General features: G+C 60.6%; 15 protein-coding genes and 2 pseudogenes. 13 read left to right on the top strand and 4 right to left on the bottom strand.

The window, feature by feature from the left end; translation table 11 throughout:
- Positions 1–15 precede the first annotated feature (15 nt).
- The 3 genes and pseudogenes from M5B97_RS15130 to M5B97_RS15120 all read left to right on the top strand — a co-directional run.
- Positions 16–2,232 (top strand): TonB-dependent siderophore receptor, encoded by a 2,217-nt coding sequence (locus M5B97_RS15130; protein ID WP_248731912.1) that lies wholly within the window; start codon positions 16–18, stop codon positions 2,230–2,232.
- Between the two features lie 70 nt (positions 2,233–2,302).
- A complete protein-coding gene (locus M5B97_RS15125) occupies positions 2,303–2,677 on the top strand; it encodes a fe2+ zn2+ uptake regulation protein (RefSeq protein WP_248731911.1) in 375 nt (124 codons plus the stop codon).
- Between the two features lie 134 nt (positions 2,678–2,811).
- Positions 2,812–2,976, top strand: a pseudogene (locus M5B97_RS15120) (lysis protein); the annotation flags it as partial.
- 18 nt (positions 2,977–2,994) lie between these two features.
- Here M5B97_RS15120 and M5B97_RS15115 read toward each other — a convergent pair.
- Entirely contained in the window at positions 2,995–3,525 is a 531-nt protein-coding gene (locus M5B97_RS15115) for a GAF domain-containing protein (protein WP_248731910.1), read from the bottom strand.
- Between the two features lie 85 nt (positions 3,526–3,610).
- The gene (locus tag M5B97_RS15110) at positions 3,611–5,236 is read right to left on the bottom strand and encodes a methyl-accepting chemotaxis protein (RefSeq protein ID WP_134656724.1); all 1,626 of its coding nucleotides are present in this window, start codon (positions 5,234–5,236) and stop codon (positions 3,611–3,613) included.
- Positions 5,237–5,889: 653 nt separating this feature from the next.
- On the opposite strand from M5B97_RS15110, the gene M5B97_RS15105 reads away from it, so the two are divergent.
- From M5B97_RS15105 to M5B97_RS15080, 6 genes are read left to right on the top strand one after another with little or no spacing between them, the layout of a single operon-like run.
- Positions 5,890–8,283: a TonB-dependent receptor gene (locus M5B97_RS15105; RefSeq protein ID WP_248731909.1), complete on the top strand. Its 2,394-nt coding sequence runs from the start codon at positions 5,890–5,892 to the stop codon at positions 8,281–8,283.
- Positions 8,284–8,308: 25 nt separating this feature from the next.
- Positions 8,309–9,274: an amino acid ABC transporter permease gene (locus tag M5B97_RS15100; RefSeq protein WP_248731908.1), complete on the top strand. Its 966-nt coding sequence runs from the start codon at positions 8,309–8,311 to the stop codon at positions 9,272–9,274.
- Positions 9,267–10,040 carry an amino acid ABC transporter ATP-binding protein gene (locus tag M5B97_RS15095; RefSeq protein WP_134656721.1) on the top strand — a complete coding sequence of 258 codons (774 nt, stop codon included), beginning with the start codon at positions 9,267–9,269 and terminating at the stop codon, positions 10,038–10,040. Before M5B97_RS15100 ends, M5B97_RS15095 begins: the two co-directional genes overlap by 8 nt.
- Positions 10,041–10,058: 18 nt before the next feature.
- The gene (locus M5B97_RS15090; RefSeq protein WP_248731907.1) at positions 10,059–10,982 is read left to right on the top strand and encodes an ABC transporter substrate-binding protein; all 924 of its coding nucleotides are present in this window, start codon (positions 10,059–10,061) and stop codon (positions 10,980–10,982) included.
- Between the two features lie 12 nt (positions 10,983–10,994).
- Complete coding sequence (locus tag M5B97_RS15085; RefSeq protein WP_248731906.1) at positions 10,995–12,578, top strand: FAD-dependent oxidoreductase; 1,584 nt, start codon at positions 10,995–10,997, stop codon at positions 12,576–12,578.
- Positions 12,579–12,589: 11 nt separating this feature from the next.
- Positions 12,590–13,012, top strand: a complete 423-nt coding sequence (locus M5B97_RS15080; RefSeq protein ID WP_123716912.1) for a RidA family protein — start codon at positions 12,590–12,592, stop codon at positions 13,010–13,012.
- A gap of 49 nt (positions 13,013–13,061) precedes the next feature.
- On the opposite strand, the gene dctA is transcribed toward M5B97_RS15080, so the two are convergent.
- Both dctA and M5B97_RS27720 read right to left on the bottom strand, forming a co-directional pair.
- Entirely contained in the window at positions 13,062–14,375 is a 1,314-nt protein-coding gene (dctA, locus tag M5B97_RS15075; protein WP_248731905.1) for a C4-dicarboxylate transporter DctA, read from the bottom strand.
- A gap of 43 nt (positions 14,376–14,418) precedes the next feature.
- Positions 14,419–14,585 (bottom strand): annotated as a pseudogene (locus M5B97_RS27720) (4-oxalomesaconate tautomerase); the annotation flags it as partial.
- 194 nt (positions 14,586–14,779) lie between these two features.
- Here M5B97_RS27720 and M5B97_RS15065 point away from each other — a divergent pair.
- From M5B97_RS15065 to fecE, 4 genes are read left to right on the top strand one after another with little or no spacing between them, the layout of a single operon-like run.
- On the top strand, positions 14,780–15,694 hold the full coding sequence (locus tag M5B97_RS15065; protein ID WP_248731961.1) for a Fe(3+) dicitrate ABC transporter substrate-binding protein FecB: 915 nt from the start codon (positions 14,780–14,782) through the stop codon (positions 15,692–15,694).
- A gap of 2 nt (positions 15,695–15,696) precedes the next feature.
- Entirely contained in the window at positions 15,697–16,686 is a 990-nt protein-coding gene (fecC, locus tag M5B97_RS15060; RefSeq protein ID WP_248731904.1) for an iron-dicitrate ABC transporter permease FecC, read from the top strand.
- Positions 16,683–17,651 (top strand): iron chelate uptake ABC transporter family permease subunit, encoded by a 969-nt coding sequence (locus tag M5B97_RS15055; RefSeq protein ID WP_248731903.1) that lies wholly within the window; start codon positions 16,683–16,685, stop codon positions 17,649–17,651. Before fecC ends, M5B97_RS15055 begins: the two co-directional genes overlap by 4 nt.
- Positions 17,652–17,655: 4 nt before the next feature.
- Entirely contained in the window at positions 17,656–18,444 is a 789-nt protein-coding gene (gene fecE, locus M5B97_RS15050; RefSeq protein WP_248731902.1) for a Fe(3+) dicitrate ABC transporter ATP-binding protein FecE, read from the top strand.
- Positions 18,445–18,487: the final 43 nt, after the last annotated feature.

The raw sequence follows: 18,487 nt of genomic DNA, 5'->3' as shown, positions 1-18,487 counted from the left end.
AAGGATCCTCAAGTCATGCCTGTTGTCAGTCGTCCTTGCGGTGAGCGGGTGTTAACACTCGCTGTGCGTACCGCCATGCTGAATTTCGTTTTGGTCGCGGGAAGCGCCAACGCTTGGGCCGCCAACGCCGAGCAACCAGGCGTCGTCGCCGACCAGACCGCGAACGCCGCTCCGGACGCGCTGATCCTCGACACCACCAACGTCAGTGCCCGTTACAACGGCGCGACGGCTTTACCGGACACCCTCGCCGGTGGTCAGGTTGCTCGCGGTGCCCGACTGGGCATGATGGGCAACAAAGATGTGATGGACACGCCATTCAGCGTCACCAGTTACACCGCCAAAACCCTCGCCGATCTGCAAACCGTGACCGTCGCCGATGCGCTGGAGCGCGACCCCTCGGTGCGTTCGACCGGCCAGACTGGTGGTATCGTCGACTCGTTTTTCATTCGTGGCTTCCCGATTGGCGAAGGTAACCTCGGTGAACTGGCGTTCGATGGTGTCTATGGCGTCGCGCCGAATTATCGTGTGTTCACCGACTACGCCGAGCGAGTCGAGGTGCTCAAAGGCCCCGGCGCGCTGATGTACGGCATCTCGCCCAACAGCGGCGTCGGCGGTGTGATCAACATTGTGCCCAAACGTCCGCTGGATGAAGACCTGACCCGCTTCACCGGCACCTATGCCTCCGACTCTCAAGTCGGCGGGCATCTGGATCTGAGCCGGCGCTTCGGTTCGGAAAACCAGTTCGGCGTGCGTTTCAACGGCAACCTGCAAGGAGGTGATACGGCGATTGACGATCAACATCGCGATCTCGGTATCGGCGCCATTGCGCTGGATTACCGCGGCGAGCGCTTGCGCTTGAACCTCGATTACATCAGCCAGAAAGAAAGCTGGGAGGGCGCTTCGCGGCCCTTCACTATCGCGCCGGGGGTTGATGTGCCGTCCGCGCCTAACGGCCGCACCAACCTGTCGCAGGACTGGGGCTGGTCGGACACCAAAGAACAGTCGGCGTTGCTCGGTGGTGAATATGACCTGACGGATAAAGTCACTGTGTTCGCCCATGCCGGCGGAGGTAAATCCGACGTCAAACGCCTGTCCGACCAGGTGCCGAGAATCCTCAACGACGCCGGTGACACCAGCAACATCCCCGGTTATTACAAATTCAACGTCGATCGCTCGACCGCCGATATCGGCCTGCGTGGCGTGTTTGACACCGGGCCGATCACCCACACCACCACGGTGATGGCGACCCGGTATCAGGATGAACTGTCGCGCGGCATCAACAACGGCACGGCCATCCTGTCGAATATCTACCACCCGATCGACAGGCCGCAGCAGTACATCAATTCACCAAACGTGTTGCGCGTTTCCGAATCGGAGCTGTCCGGCGTGGCGTTGACCGACACGATGTCGATACTCGATGACCGCTTCCAGTTGACCCTGGGTGTACGGCGTCAGGACATCGAATCGCGTAACTACAGCGCCGCCGGTGCGGTCAGCTCGAAATATAAGGCCAACGCCACAACCCCGCTGGTCGGCGTGGTGGTCAAGCCCTGGGAAGACGTTTCGCTCTACTACAATTATGTAGAAGGCTTGAGCAAGGGCGACATTGCCCCGGGCACGGCGGCCAACGCCGGAGAGACCTTCGCGCCGTACGAGTCGAAGCAGCATGAGATCGGCGTCAAATATGAACACGGCACGTTCATGACCACGCTGGCGTTGTTCCAGATCGAGAAACCCAGTGGCGAAGTCGCTGCCGACAACGTGTTCTCAGTGCAGGCTGAGCAACGTAATCGCGGTATCGAGTTGAGCATGTTCGGCGAAGTTGCACCGGGCACGCGATTGATGGGCGGTGTGACGCTACTCGACGGCGAGCTGACCGATTCGGCGACCAAGGCCAACCGCGGCAACAAACCGGTGGGAGTGCCGGACGTGCAGGCCAATCTCTGGGCCGAATGGGATACGCCATGGCTGGAGGGCTTCACCCTCACTGGCGGCGCAATCTACACCGACAGCCAGTACGTCAATCAGGCCAATACGCAGGAACTGAGCTCCTGGACCCGCTTTGATGCCGGCGCGCGTTATGCCACCAAAATCGAAGGCCGGCCGACGACGTTTCGGGCCACCGTGCAGAACGTGTTTGATCGTGAGTACTGGTCGGGCGTTGCTTCCTACGGCGCATTCTCCCCGGGTTATCCGCGGACCTTGCAGCTATCGGCCACCGTCGACTTCTGACGAATACGGGAAGGGTTGCTACGGCAGACGTAGCAACTCCATCTGAACATTTCGGAAAGGGAGTATTCGCATGCTGGACAACCAGGGATTTACCTCAACTGACAGGTGTCGTCCGTTTCAGGCCACGACCAGTCAACTCGCACTCGAATGTGATTACAGTACGAACCACCATATCCGCGAGATGCTGCGTGTTTACGGGTTGCGTACCAGTCTCTTTCGTTTGAAGGTGATCAATGCATTAGTCCTGGCTACGCAGGAGGAACGTTTGATCGGTGTGCAGGGCGTGCATGCTTATATAGAAGCGTCTTCTTCCGAACTGACGATTGTCAGTGTGCGGGAAGTACTCAAACGTCTTGCCGAGGTGGGCGTCATCGCTTTTCAGTCGGACAGAAGTTACCGATTTACCACCGAAGCGTGGGACATGCTAAAGCCACATCTTGGATAAACAGCCCTGGAAGCCCGGCCGTCAGTCGCCGTTTCAACCAGAATAAAACGCACAGTCCGCTCTGTTGGGGGCGACGCGTCAGGTAGGGTATGAGGGCCATGCTGATCTGGGTGATACCATGGCCGTCTTGGCTGAACGTGCCTTCCACCACCAGCGTCATCGGCGTGGTTCATACGGCCCGGCGAGCCCAACTTGCCCCGACACATGCCCAAAGAATCATCGCCATCACCGGTGAAGGTGAGCAAGGGCTGATTGCGCCGTGGGCATGCCAGGCGTACGTCACTGCTATTCTTCACTGACGTTTAAGTCTGTTGGTTCTACGCCATCTCACAAGGATGTGTTGACGCTTGATCAGCAGCAAGATTGGAGAAAAAAATACAGCCTATGAGCTTCGCAAATAACATCAAAGTTTCTTCCAGGTCAGGATCTTCAAATAACATTGAACGCGAGTCTAGTGCGCACAGAGCACCATAGAGTCGTCCGTCAGGAAGAAAGATGGGAGCACCTGCATAACTTTCTAATCCGTACCGCTTTACGACGCTGCGCTCTGAATATCTGCTATCGCCACTGATCGTTGGGATAAAAAGTGCTTGGGGGTTTCTTCTCAGCTCGCTGCAGAGCGTAATTTCCAGCTCTAGAATGTTTCCGATCTCTATACCCAGATGAGTGGGGTCGTGAACCGAGCAAACTATCCAGTCCGTTTCTGTGAATTTGGCAATACCGGCAAACCGCATCCCTGTAAGGCGCGTAACCAACTGCAAAATAGCGCTTGTGGACTCAAGTTCAGCTATTGTCGAGCGTTCATCTGCGCTCAGCACAGAATGCAAGGCGGTCTCATGAGAAGCCATTTTTATCCTCTGCTATCTGTAGCTGAGCGGTTCACTGGAGGTTTTGTATCGGTGTTATGACTTGGCACCACACTGGGGCCTGCTGCTATGTCCTGAACCGGAGCACCAAGTCGTTCAAGTTGATTGCCAAACGCGACAACTCATTACTGGCAACCAGGGTCTGACGGGTGCCCTCAGTACTCTGAACGGCAAGGTCGCGAATGCTGATGAGGCTGCGATCAACGTCACGTGCTACGTGCGCTTGTTCCTCAGACGCGGTAGCGATCTGGATATTGCGGTCGTTGATTTCTAGAACGGAATCAATAATCTGGCGTAGTGAATTACCGGCTTGCTCCGCCGTATCTCGTGTGTTGTAGACCTCAGACGTACTTTTCTGCATCGATTCGACTGCGGCTGAAGAACCTGCCTGGATCGTAGATATCATCTGTTCAATTTCTTGAGTCGAGGTCTGGGTGCGGTGCGCCAAAGCCCGAACTTCGTCTGCTACGACTGCAAAACCACGACCTTGTTCTCCTGCACGGGCCGCCTCAATCGCCGCGTTCAACGCCAAGAGGTTCGTTTGCTCGGCAATCGCTCTAATCACGTTCAGAACTTTGGTGATGTCCTGGGCCTGGTCTGCGAGTTCTTTTACCTGTTCCGAGGAGACCTCGACCAGTCCTGTCAGCCCGCGCATTGCTGTCAGCGTTTCAGTCACTTTTTGGTTGCCGAGGTCAGCTGCCAAGCTCGACTGCATCGCCGCCTCAGATGTGGAGTTGGCATTCCGGGCGACCTCTTCGACAGCAGCACTCATCTCGGTTACCGCTGTGGCTGCTTGCTCTATTTCGCTGTTCTGCTGTTGCAGGGTGCGATCAGCACTTTCTGTGATCGAGGTCATTTCAACGGCCGCAGTACTCAGTTGGGTAGAGGCCCCCGAGATTTCTAAAATTGTACTCCTGAGATTTTTCTGCATCAGATTGAGTGCATGCATCAAGCGCGAGGCTTCATCCGAACCTGTTACTTCCAGGTCGTGGGTGAGGTCGCCGGAGGCAATGTCTTCCGCCAACTTAAGCGAGGAAGTGATGGGGCTGACAATGCTGTTAGTGAACAGAGTCGCCAACACGATGGTTAAGATAAATGCCACGACCAGTACCGCAATCAGCACATTAACGCTATGCGTATAGACGTTTGCCGCGTCTTGGCCAGACATTACCGCCTGACGCGCATTCTGCTCTCGAAGAATGGTTAGCTGCTCTTGATAAGCAATGGCTCGTTGTGCCTGTTCTGTGTTGGCAAAGATGACAGCCTGGTCATGGTCAGACGAATCCAGGGCAAGTACTTTTTTGAGGCCGTCGATGTACACATTCAGGGCCTGATTGGTTTTCGCGAACTGGATTTCATCCTGCTGGCCGGATAGGAGGTGGTCGCGGTAAAACGCTGTCTTCGCTTGAAGTGTCTGTATAGCGTCTTCGACCAATGACAGCGATTTATCGTGCACATCCTTGGTCGTGCTCGAGAGCATGCGGATACTTTCAAGGCGAGCGTGAAGAAGGGCGATTTGAATATCGTCGATGACCTGGACGCTGGGTAGTGAGTTTTGCTCGATATCCTGCTCTGCATTACGCAGATGATCTATCTGGACATACGAGAAACCTGCCAAGCTGATGAGTACGAGTGTGATTAACCCAAAGCAGACGAAAGCTCTGCGGGCGATATTCAAGGATCTTAATTTCATAGAGGCCTCCAGGGGCCAGGTTTGGTGGTGGGGTTTTCCCACATGCGAACATCGGCAGCCTGTTCGGGCGACACAGTGATTCTCAGCTTCAGCTTGGAGGCCGTTTGGAAATTCAGGAATACAAAAGAATCAATCGAAATAATAGGCGCGCTAAATAATTGCGAGCAAATTTATTGCGGAGTGTCTGCCTGAGTTGTGCAAAGCGCCTTCGGCGCACGCTCAAAGCGTGCCCTGCGGTCCGTCTACCGCCAATCCCAACACCTCGGAGAAAGCACTCGCGTGCTGCCAGGCCCAGTCAATGCAGCAAAAAAACATTCTTAATAGGAATAAAGATTTTTATAAATAATAAAATTAGAGAATATTAGCTTATATCAAAACAGCATTATATTTTTGAAATCCATTCCGTTATGTTTGGACTCAACAGCCTACCCCTGACCCCGGATGGTACCCAGCGTGATTCAGATTCCGCGCACCATGCCAGGGTGATCAACCCCTGAGCCCACCGCGAATCGTTGGAAGGGAGCTCACCCCATGTTGTCGATTCAACCCCCTCGCCACACCTAGCCCAAACCGCCGACACACCTCCTGACACCGCGCAGTCTTCACGACCGCGTGACTGCCCGACTTCGCGATTTGGAAATGCTGGAGTGGATATGAAGCACGTCTTATCACCAAGCGCCGCACTGGCATTGGCCCTACTGGGCAACACGGCGCAAGCCCAGGACGACAGCACCCTGTCCACCGTTGTCGTCACCGGCAACCGTGGCGCCGAGCAACGCACCGTCACCAGCAGCCCGGTGCCCATAGATGTGGTCAGTGCCAAACAATTGCAGAGCACCGGCAAGCCCGGCCTGATGGAGGCCTTGAGCGCGGTGATTCCGTCGCTCACCTTGCCGGAGAAAACCGGCTGGGACGCCAGCGGCATTGCTCGCGCACCCAACCTGCGTGGCCTGAGCGCCGCCGAGGTGCTGGTGCTGGTCAATGGCAAGCGCCGCCATACCAGCGCCACGCTGAACATCAACGGTATCAACACCGGTGCGGCGCCTGCCGATCTCGACCTGATCCCCATCAGCGCCATCGACCATGTGGAAGTTCTGCGCGACGGCGCTGCCGCCCAGTATGGTTCCGACGCCATCGCCGGTGTGATCAACGTGATCCTCAAGGCCGATACCAGCGGCACCTCGGTAACCAACGTCGGCCAGGGTTACGACGGCAAGAAGCAGACCGTGCAGCAAAGCCTTAACAAGGGCTTTGAGATCGGTGACGGCGGCATCCTGCAACTGGCGCTGGATGCGCGCAGCCAGAACGATGACAACAAGGCCAGCGCCAACGGCTACACCTATGAGCAGGCTTATGGCTTGGCAGGCAAGGCCACCTATGGCGGCTACGGCACACCCAAGACCAACTTGCTGACCCTGGGTTACAACGCCGAGCTACCGATTGACGACAGCCTCAGCCTGTACTCCTTTACCACCTATTCGCGGCGCAAGGCCGAGCAGGGGCAGAATTTCCGCCTGCCGACCATCACCAACACCATCACCACCGGGCCCAATGGTTACCCGGCCGGGTATACGCCCACCTGGTACATCGACGAGGACGATTTCCAGGCGGCCTTCGGCGGCAAAGGCACCCTCGGTGAGTGGAACTGGGACTTGTCCACCACCTACGGGCGTAACGAAGCGGAGCAGGGCACCACCCATAACCAGAACCCGTCCCTGGGTGAGGCTACGCCGAACAGTTTCACCTCCGGCACCTGGATTTCCACCGAACTGACCACCAACCTGGACTTCAAGCGCGGCTTCGATATCGGCCTGCAAAAGCCGCTCGATCTGTCCTATGGCTTCGAGCATCGGCGCGACACTTATGAGGTGCAGGCCGGTGACTACGCGTCCTATGCCAACGGCGGCTACTGCGTGGCGCCGGGCAATTGCGCTTCGTCCGGGGCGCAGGTCACCAACGGCATTTCGCCGGATGAAGAAAGCAGCGCCTCGCGTAACAGCCTCGCCAGTTACGTTGATGTGGGGTTCAACCCACTGCCGGACTGGTACGTCGGCACGGCCTTGCGCTATGAGCATTACAACGAAGGCGTGGGCGCCACCCGCAGCGGCAAGCTGACCACCCGCTACGATTTCACCCCGCAATTCGCCGTGCGTGCCACGGTCAGCAATGGCTTTCGGGCACCGTCCCTGGCCAACAGCCTGTTCAGTGCGCGCTCCACGACTTATGGCGTGGTCGATGGCGTCTACCAGTCGATCAACTACGGTGTACTGCCGGTCGGCTCGGCGGCGGCCAAGGCCTTGGGCGCCCAGGATCTCAAGCCCGAGCGCTCGACCAACTTCAGCCTCGGTTTCACCCTGACGCCTTCCGACCGCTTGAACTTCACCGCCGATGCCTACGTGATCAACCTGCGCGACCGCATCACCCTCACCGGCACTTTGCTCGGCCCCGAAGTCACCCAGGTCTTGCAGAACAATGGCATCAACTCCACTTCGGGCGGCCAGTACTTCATCAACGGTGCCGACACCCGTACCAAGGGTGTCGACCTGGTGGGCAACTACAGCCAGGACCTCGGCCGGTTCGGTGCGTTGAAATGGACGGCGGCGTTCAACTGGAACCAGACCCAAATCCTCAATTACAAGGCCTCCACCACTATCCTGGGCACCTCCTACGATTTGATGGACCGCCAGGCCCGCAACCTGATCACCGGCGTGCAACCCAATACCAAGTTGATCCTGGGCGGCGACTGGAGCATCGAGCGTTTCAACCTCAACCTGGCCCTGACCCGCTACGGTTCGTACAAGGAGGTCAATTCCTCGGCCAATCGTGACCTCGACCGGGTCTACAACGCCCGTTGGATCACCGACCTCGACCTTGGCTACAACCTCACCAAAGCCCTCAACATCGCTGTCGGCGCCAAGAACCTGTTTGACCTCTACCCCAAGAAACAAGGCGTGCCGAGCAGCACCATGCTCGCCAGCTACGGCACCTATTCGCCCTACGGTTTTACCGGCGGGTACTACTACACCCGTTTGACCTACGCCTTCTAACGCCTGCACGAGCGAGGAACAGAACATGCCTATCGTCGCCAAATCCTATGACCTGATTGATGAGGTCAGCCCGGTTCGCCAGGCCCGCGTCGCCACGCCGATCAAGGCCCTGCACGTGGTGCCCGCCCGGCATCCCTGGCGCTGGGCCGGGTCGATATTCGCCGCAGTGGTGCTGCTCGCCATCGCGCATTCCCTGGCCACCAACCCGCGCTGGGAATGGGGCGTGTTCGGCCAGTGGTTCTTTTCGCCGTCGGTACTGCGCGGCTTGGGCCAGACGTTGCTGTTGACGCTGCTCAGTACCGTGTTCAGTGTCATCCTCGGCACCGCACTGGCGTTGGCGCGGCTGTCGGGGTCGCCGCTGCTGGCGGCATTGGCCTGGGGCTACATCTGGTTTTTCCGCTCAATGCCGGCGCTGCTGGTGCTGATCATCCTGTACAACTTTGCGTATCTGTATGACCACATCGTGCTCGGTGTGCCGTTCACCGAAGTGGTGTTTGCCGAGTGGTCGACGGTGGATGTGCTCAGCCAATTCACCGTGGCGGTGCTGGGCTTGAGCCTGATGCAGGCGGCCTATGCGGCGGAGATCATTCGCGGCGGTCTGATCGGTGTCGACGCCGGCCAGCATGAGGCGGCGGCGGCCCTGGGGTTGCCCGCCTCGCGACGGATCTTTCGCATCATCCTGCCCCAGGCACTGCGCTCGATTTTACCGTCGGGGTTCAACGAGATCATCGGCCTGGTCAAGGGCACGTCCATCGTTTACGTGTTGGCCTTGCCGGAGCTGTTCTACACCGTGCAGGTCATCTACAACCGCACCCAGGCGGTGATCCCGCTGCTGATCGTGGCGACCGTGTGGTACCTGATCATCACCACCGTGCTCACCAGCGCCCAGTACTACGTCGAGCGCCACTTTGCCCGCGGCACCGCCCGCGTATTGCCGCCCACGCCGCTGCAACGCGTACGCGGCTGGCTCAAGGAGAAGGCCCATGGGTGAAGCACGCGCCGGGCGCATTCAGATCCAGGGCGTGGGCAAGCGCTTTGGTAACCAGCAGGTCCTGCGGGACATCGACCTGACCATCGACCCGGGCAAAGTCACGGTGATCCTCGGGCCATCCGGCTCGGGCAAATCCACGTTGTTGCGCACCATCAACCACCTGGAGAAGATCGACAGCGGGCATATCACCATCGACGGTGAATACGTCGGCTATCGACGCAAGGGCGACCTGCTCTACGAACTCAAGGAACGCGAGATTCTCAAGCGTCGCATCGACGTAGGTTTCGTGTTCCAGAACTTCAACCTGTTCCCGCACCTTACCGCCTGGGAAAACATCGCCGAAGCGCCCCTGGCCCATAAGCGCTGGAGCAAGGCCGAGGCGCAGGCCAAGGCGGCCGAGTTGCTCGCCAAGGTCGGCCTGGCGGACAAGGCCGATGCCTTCCCGCGCCAGCTCTCCGGCGGCCAGCAACAGCGCGTCGCCATCGCGCGGGCCTTGGCGCTGGACCCCAAGGTGCTGCTGTTCGATGAGCCTACTTCGGCCCTCGACCCGGAGCTGGTGGGCGAAGTGCTCGACGTGATCAAGGGCCTGACCCGACTGGGCGTGACCCTGGTAATCGTCACCCATGAGATCGGTTTTGCCCGGGAAGTGGCCGACCACGTGGTGTTTCTCTGCGACGGTCAACTGATCGAAGAAGGCCCGCCCGAACAGATCTTCCGCCAGCCCCGACATCCCCGCACCGTGGCCTTTCTCGGCAAAGTGCTTTAGTTCAAGGAGTGACTGCCCATGTTCATCAATACTGCCCGCGTGGCCTTGCTGACGCTTGCTGTCGGCACCGCGCACACCGCCTATGCCGTGCAACAGGTCGACCTCAGCCCCGACCGCGTGCGCATCCATGCGCCGCGCAATGAAGCGGCTATCGCGCAGATCCCGCCAGGCTTCAAGTTCGCCCAGCCGGGCAAGTTCACCGTGGCCGTGTCCGGCGTGGCCGGGCCACCGCTGGCGCTGCTGGCCAATGACGACAAGACCACTATCGGCAGCGAGGCCGACACCGCGCAACTGGTCGCCGATAGCCTGGGCCTGCAACTCAACGTGGTGCAGACCAGTTGGGAAGACTGGCCGCTGGGCGTCAGCTCGGGCAAATACGACGCGGTGATCAGCAACGTAACCGTGACCGAAGCGCGCAAGAAGCGTTTTGACTTCGCCACTTATCGCCAGGACGTGCTCGGGTTTTATGTGAAGAGCACCAGCAAGATCAGCGAGATCAAACAGGCGTCGGACATTGCCGGGCTGAAGATCATTGTCGGCTCCGGTACCAACCAGGAAAAGGTCCTGCTGGCCTGGAACGAGGCCAATGAGAAGGCCGGCATCAAGCCTGCGCTGTTGCAGTACTTCGACGACCAGGCCGCCGCACAACTGGCGGTACAGTCGGGGCGCAGCGATGCGTTGTTCGGGCCCAATTCGGTGTATGCCTATTCCGCGGCGATCACCGGAGGCATCAAGCGCGTCGGCACCGTGAACGGTGGCTGGCCGCTGCAGGCGGATATTGCCGTGACCACACGCAAGGACAACGGTCTGGTCAAGCCGATCCACACCGCTCTGGAGGGCGCGATTGCCGGCGGCCAATACGAGCAGGTGCTGCAGCGTTGGGGCCTGGATGTGGAGCGTGTCGACCGGTCGCTGATCAACCCTCCGGGCCTGCCGGATTAAGGAGCATCGACCATGGGACTGACACGACGTGAAGCACTGTCGAGCCTCGCCGCAGTAGGGGGCGAGAAAGCCGTCAAGGATGCACTAGCGGTACTGGGCCTGGGACCTTCGTCGCACCGCCGGCCGCAACCCTTGAAGCTCAAGGATGGCCTGGGCCAGGGCACTCGCGTGCTGGTGCTCGGTGCCGGGATCGCCGGCCTGGTCACGGCCCTGGAGCTGAGCCGCGCCGGGTTCAGCGTGCAGGTGCTGGAAGCCCGGGAGCGGGTCGGCGGGCGTACTTGGACAATCCGTCACGGCGACCGTGTGGACTACAAGGACGGCCGCACGCAGACCGCCGCTTTTGACCAGGGCCACTATTTCAACGCGGGGCCTGCTCGCATTCCCAGCCAGCACCGCACGATTCTCGACTATTGCAGTGAACTGGGCGTGCCGCTGGAAGTGCTGGTCAACAGCAGCCATGGCGCCCAGGTGCGGCCGGATCTGCAACGGCCGGCGTTTACGGTCGGCCAGGCGGTCAACGATGCGCGTGGGCACCTGTCCGGTTTGCTGGCCAAGGCCGTGCAACGGGATGCCCTCGATGATGTATTAAGCGGCGAAGAGCGCACCCGGTTGCTGGCGTTCCTGCAAGTGTATGGCGACTTGTCGCAAGAGCTGGCCTTTGAAGGCACGCTGCGTTCGGGGCATCTGGAATCAGCGGCCCACCCCGGCGCCTTGCCCGCCAGTCGCAGCCCATTGGCGCTGGATCAACTGCTGCACCCCGAGCTCTGGGGCGCGTTATTGCACACTGAATTCCCGGAGTTCTCGGCCACCATGTTCCAGCCCGTGGGCGGCATGGACCGTATCACCGAGGCCTTCTACCAACGCGTGCGCGGACAGGTGCAACTGGGCGCCCAGGTGCGGCAGATCCGCCAACTCGAAGACGGCGTTGCGGTGACCTATCACGACTCACCCAGCGGACGCGAACAGGTGGTGCGCGCCGATTATCTGGTCTCGACCTTGCCGCTGCCGCTGTTGGCCAGGCTCGACACCGACTTCAGCGATCCGATCAAGGCCGCCTTGCGCAGCACGCGCAACGATCAGGCGACCAAGGTGGCGTGGCAATCGCCGCGCTTCTGGGAAACCGATTACCGCACCTACGGTGGCCTTTCCTGGATCGAGCACCCGGCGCGCCTGTTGTGGTATCCGAGCAACGATCTCAATACGCGCGAAGGTTTATTGGTGGCCGGTTACGTGACCGGGGAGGGGGCCGACGTGTTTGGCGCACAACCCCTCGATAAGCAGTACGCCACGTGCAGGGATGCGGTGGAGTGGCTGCATCCGGGCTACTCGAAACACCTGCGCAACCCGCTGGCGGTGTCGTGGGAGCAGATCCCCTACAGCGAAGGCCCCTGGCTGCAACGCGAACACTTCCCGGCTGACGCCAGCGCCTTGCTGGAGCAACCCCATGGCCGTGTGTACTTCGCCGGTGACGGCCTGGTGCAAAGCGGCGTGGGTATCTGGCAGGAATCGGCGGCCAACTCGGCGCGTCATGTGGTGGGGCAACTGGCCGAACGCGTAACTCAGCAACTACAGATCGCGGCAGTGGCCGCCTCATAAGGAGCAATACCATGAGCGACAGCATTCAACGCACCAGCCTCGGCGAATTCCCTATTTCGCAGACCGTCACCGTACCGGCTTCAGCGAGCCTGGTTTTTGTCAGTGGCACCTTGCCGGACCTCGTCGATCCTAACGTTCCAGGCGTCTACGGCAACACTGAAATACAGACGGTTTCGGTGTTCAATAAAATCCGCCGGATCCTGCGCCAACACGACCTGGACCTGGGCGATATTGTTCAGTTGCGCGTATTTCTGGTGGGCGCCGAGGAGACCGCCGGCAAGCTCGATTTCGCCGGGTTGCAGCGCGGCTATACGCAGTTCTTCGGCACGCCGCAGCAGCCCGAGAAACCGGCGCGCACCGCGTTGCAAGTGGTGGCCTTGCCATTGCCCGGCGCGTTGGTGGAAGTGGAGGCGATTGCCGCGCGCACCGCATGATCCAGGCGCCTGCCCACGGTCCTGCTTGGCGCCGTGCCGCGCGTATTTGCTAAGTGCGCTTGGAGGCTTTCAGGTCGTCCCAGGCTTCTGCCTGCGTCGCCGAGGGTTTGGCGTCGAGCATCCGGTGCAGCGTTTCGCGATGGCAGGCATTTTCCGATAGCGAAATCACCACCGTCGCGACGGCATTGCTGGCCAGGCTGGTCAGGGCCCGCGCTTCCGACATGAAGCGGTCTACGCCGATCAGCAGCGCCAGGCCGGCCACCGGGATGTCGTGGATGACCGTCAGGGTCGAGGCCAGTGCCACGAACCCACTGCCGGTGACGCCGGCGGCGCCCTTGGAGGACAGCAGCATGATTGCCAGCATGGTGATGATCTGCGTCAGGCTCAGCTCGATGTTGCACGCCTGGGCAATGAACATCGCCGCCAACGACAAGTAGATCGCGGTGCCATCCAGGTTGAACGAGTAGCCGGCTGGCAGTACCAGGCCCACGAACCCTTTTTTACAACCCAGCGCCTCGAGTTTCTCCAGCATGCGCGGCATGACGGACTCCGTAGAGGACGTGCCGAGCACCACCAGGAACTCTTCGCGGCAGTAGCGCAGCAGTTTCCACAGGCTGAAACCGTTGGCGCGGCAAATGCTGCCCAGTACCACGAACACGAAAAAACCGCAGGCGATGTACAAGGTCATGATCAGCTTCGCCAGAGAGCCCAGCGAGGTGATGCCGTACTGGCCGACGGTGAACGCCAACGCCCCGAAGGCGCCGACCGGAGCAAAACGCATCAGGTACGCAAAGATCTTGAAGACCACCTGCGAGGCGGACTCGAGCAGGTCGAGCATCGGTTTGCCGCGCTCGCCCAGTGACGACAAGGCGAAGCCGGTCAACACCGCAATAAACAGCACCGGCAGCACTTCTTCCTTGCTGAAGGCACCGATATAAGTCTCTGGGATGATGTGCATGAAAAACTCCACCACCCCAAGCTTTGCGGCCGGCTCGGTATATTGGGCCAGGCCTTTGGTACTCAGTTGGCTGGGATCGATGTTCATGCCCGCGCCGGGCTGGAGCAGGTACACCGCCACCAGGCCAATCAACAGGCTGATCACCGTCAAGCCGAAGAACAACAGCATGGTCTTGCTGAGCAGGCGCGCGAGGGAGCGCTTGTCGCTCATCCCGGCGATGCCAGTGACGATGGTGCAAAACACCACGGGCGCAGTCATCATCTTGATCAGCTTGATGAATGCATCACCCAGCGGTTTGAGTGCAATGGCCTGCTGAGCCCAGAAGTGCCCGACCACGCTGCCCAGTATCACGGCGCAGAGAATCTGGAAGTAGAGCGATTTAACAACTTTCATGGCATCACCCATTCTTAGCATTCTGCGGATGCAAAAATGCCAACCACCGCCGAAATTATCCGTCGAAGCGCTGTGAGTCTGTGGCGTAAACGTAGTCGGAGAAAAGCCTGCGTGCGGTACGTACAGAGCACGCCAGGATTGTCTCACCGTTGAGCCCGGTTTAGGACAGTACGCCATCAATGCGCCGCTTGGGGACTCGATATGCACCGCTTCAGGGCGCGGCGTCCAGTTCTGCCGGGCTTTCATCCGATGCAGGTTACTGAAATGCCGTCGATCGCGTCCCCCCGTGTCGTGCTTGGCTGGAGTGGTGTTAATAAGAATGTTTTTTGATTGCGTCGCGCCGTTATGGAATAGTACCCGCCGTTTTCCCCAGCCTGCCTAGCTGGGGTGTTTCAACGCCGAGGTTGTTCATGCGAATACTGCGCTCCATTCCGACCCTTGCCGCCTTTGTCCTGGCATTCTCTTCAAGTGTGTTATGCGCCGCCCCCATCGACCTCAACGACGGCCAGCACGCCGTGCACCTGCCGGATGCGCCCAAGCGCGTGGTGGTGCTGGAGTTTTCCTTTCTCGACAGCCTTGCGGCAGTAGACGTCACGCCCGTAGGGGCGGCGGATGATGGCGACGCGAACCGCGTGTTGCCCAAGGTACGCAAGGCTATCGGCCAGTGGACATCCGTGGGCTTGCGCTCGCAGCCGAGCATCGAGGAAATCGCTCGGCTCAAGCCAGACCTGATCGTCGCGGACCTGAACCGCCACCAGGCACTGTATAGCGACCTTTCCAGCATCGCACCCACCTTGCTGCTGCCGTCGCGTGGCGAGGATTACCAGGGCAGCCTCAAGTCCGCCGAACTGATCGGCAAGGCGTTGGGCAAGAGCCCGCAGATGGAAGCGCGCATTGCGCAGAACCGTGAACACCTGAAGGCGATCGCACAGCAGATCCCCGCCGGTGCCAGTGTGCTGTTCGGCGTCGCGCGCGAAGACAGTTTTTCCGTGCACGGTCCGGACTCCTACGCCGGCAGCGTGCTCGAGGCCATCGGCCTGAAAGTACCGTCGGTACGCGCCAAGGCCGCCCCTACCGAATTCGTCAGCCTGGAACAACTGCTCGCGCTCGACCCCGGCTGGTTGCTGGTCGGCCACTACCGCCGCCCGAGCATCGTTGACGCCTGGAGCAAGCAGCCGCTGTGGCAAGTGCTTGGCGCAGTGCGCAACCAGCATGTGGCCGAAGTGGACGGGGACAGTTGGGCGCGCAATCGAGGTGTGTTGGCCTCGGAGCAGATCGCAGAAGACGCCCTGGCGATTCTCAAGGGCGGCAAAGCCGTACTGAGTCAATAACCGTGCAGCGCCGTTTAGCCGCCGTCGGCATCGTGCTGTCGGGGGCCTGGTTGTTCTGGCTGTCGCTGTATAGCTGGTCGCCGTTTGTAATTACCGCGGCCGATGCGTGGAATGGCCTGGTGCACCAGGGCCATCAGGGCGGGAATATGGCTTACATCGTCGCCCAACTGCGGGTGCCCCGTGCGGTGTGTGCGGCTTTGGTGGGCGCGTGCCTGGGCTTGGCGGGCGCATTGATGCAAGGCATCACGCGCAACCGCCTGGCCTCGCCGTCTTTGTTCGGTGTGACGGCGGGGGCAGCCCTGGGCCTGGCGTTGTTTTCCACCGGGCTGGTGGCACCACCCTTTGCAGGGGGCGCCTTGTTGATGACTTGCGTGGGGGGCGCGCTGGCTTGGGTCACCGTGTTCAGCCTCGGCGGCGCGTGGTCACCCGCCACGTCCCAAGGCCGCCTGGTGCTGGCCGGCGTGGCCGTGGCGGCGTTGTGCGCGGCCTTGACCCGGCTCACGGTGATCCTGGTGGAAGCCCAGGCGCAAAGTGTCCTTAACTGGCTGGCCGGTTCCCTGGCCAACACCGGTGCCGCACAGGTGCAACTGCTCTGGCCTTGCACCTTGGTCGGCGGCCTGTGGGCGCTGTGGTGCGCGCCACGCTTGAACCTGATCAACCTGGGCGAAGATGCCGCCCGTTCGCTGGGCGTGGGTATTGCCAGCCTGCGCCTGCAGGTCTTCGTCGCCAGTTTGCTGTTGGTGGGCGCCAGCGTCTGTGCGGTCGGCCCCATCGGCTTTGTCGGGCTGATTGCGCCCAATATCGTCCGGCAGTTTCTCGGTAACGATTATCGCTGGCTGATCCCGCTGAGTGCCGCCTTGGGCGCCGTGATTGTGCTGGGCGCCGACTTGCTCAGTCGCGCCGTGGCGTTCCCGGTGGAAACCCCGGCCGGTGTGGTCACTGCACTGATCGGCGCGCCATTCTTTCTCTTTCTCGCCAGGCGCGCCCTATGATTCGGCCACGTTTTCGCCTTGGGCTGTTATCGGGCCTGTTGCTGCTGGTGGCGTTTGTCAGCCTCAGCGCCGGCACTTCGTGGCTCACGCCCGACACTGTGTTTGAGCGCCTGTTGGCCCACGACGCCCTCGATTTTGAAGTGTGGAACCACCGCCTGCCTCGCAGCCTGATCGCGATCCTCGCCGGGTGTGCCTTCGGCCTGGCAGGGGCGATTGTGCAAGGCGTGATCCGCAACCCTTTGGCCTCGCCGGAAATTCTTGGGGTTACCCAAGGCGCGGGGTTGGCGCTCACCGTGGCGATCATCACCTGGCCGCAATTGCCGATTGCCTGGCTGCCACTGGTGGCGTGCCTGGGCGGGGCCGGCGGAGCGCTGCTGTTGGCGCTGTACAACACGGGGGTGAATTTTTCCGGGGTACGCTTTGCGTTGTCCGGAGTGGCGATTGCGGTGACCTTGTCCAGCATCACCGAATTCCTGATCCTGTCCCACCCGCTGGATATCAACACCGCGTTGCTCGCGCTCACCGGCAGCCTGTGGAGTCGGAACTGGCACCATGTGGCGTTGGTACTGCCGTTCCTCGTATTGATCCCAATCGGGCTGTGCCTGGCCAAGCCACTGAACCTGATCGCGCTCGGTGATGAGGCTGCGCATAGCCTGGGCACCGCACTGCGCCGCACGCGCTGGGTGGCGATGGCCTGCGCAGTGATGCTCACCAGCCTGGGCGTGGGCGTGATAGGGCCGATCGGTTTCATCGGGCTGGTGGCGCCCCATATGGCCCGGCGCCTGGTGGGTGGGCATCACCACTACCTGATGCCGGCCGCGATGCTGATCGGTGCGTTGTTGCTGGTGCTCGCCGATACCCTCGGGCGCACGTTGATCGCACCCAGCGAAATCCCGGCAGGGGTGCTCACGGCAGTGATCGGCGCGCCCTATTTTCTTTGGTTACTGGCACGGTTCAAGGGCTGATCACATGAGTATTCTGCACGCACACCAGCTCGATATCGGTTATGGCGCGACGCGCATCGTGCAGGGGTTGTCGTTCGCGCCGCCGGCGGGAAAGGTCACTGCGTTGATCGGCCCTAACGGCTGCGGCAAGTCCACCTTGCTCAAAGCGTTCGCCCGTATCCTCAAGCCAACCCATGGCGCGCTGACCCTGCAGGGGCAAGCCTACGCCAGCTTGTCCGCTCGGCAACTGGCGCAGCAGATCGCGTTCCTGCCGCAAGTGTTGCCCGTGCCGGAGGGTGTGAGTGTGCGCCAGCTGGTTGCCTACGGTCGCAGCCCGCACAACTCGTTGTGGGGGCGCCTGAGCGGCAACGACCAATCCCATGTGAGCCAAGCCCTGCAACGCCTGGAACTGGATACCCTGGCCGAGCGTGCCTTGGCGGACCTGTCCGGCGGTCAACGCCAACGTGCGTGGTTGGCCATGGTGCTGGCACAGAACGCACCGGTGGTGCTTCTCGACGAACCCACCACGTACCTGGACATCAGCCATCAGGTTGAACTGTTGGACTTGATGGGCGAGCTGGCTGCCGAAGGCAAGACCGTCATCACCGTGCTGCACGACATCAACCAGGCGTGTCGCTATGCCGATCATCTGGCAGTGATGCACGGCGGCAGGTTGGTGGCCGACGGTGCGCCCGCGGCGGTGATCAGTGCCGAGTTGATGCGGCGGGTGTTTGATGTGCACGTGCAGATCGTCGATGAGCCGGTGGCGGGTACGCCAATGTGTGTGGTGGAGAAGAGCGCACGAACTCATTGATTGTCGGCGCCGCTGCCACAGGTTGCTTCACGCATCAGCTCAA

It is taken from the genome of Pseudomonas sp. MWU13-2517 (assembly GCF_023242545.1).
Classification (GTDB): domain Bacteria; phylum Pseudomonadota; class Gammaproteobacteria; order Pseudomonadales; family Pseudomonadaceae; genus Aquipseudomonas.
The sequence above is the reverse complement of the archived record's forward strand: the minus strand, read 5'-3'. Positions and strand labels throughout refer to the sequence as shown.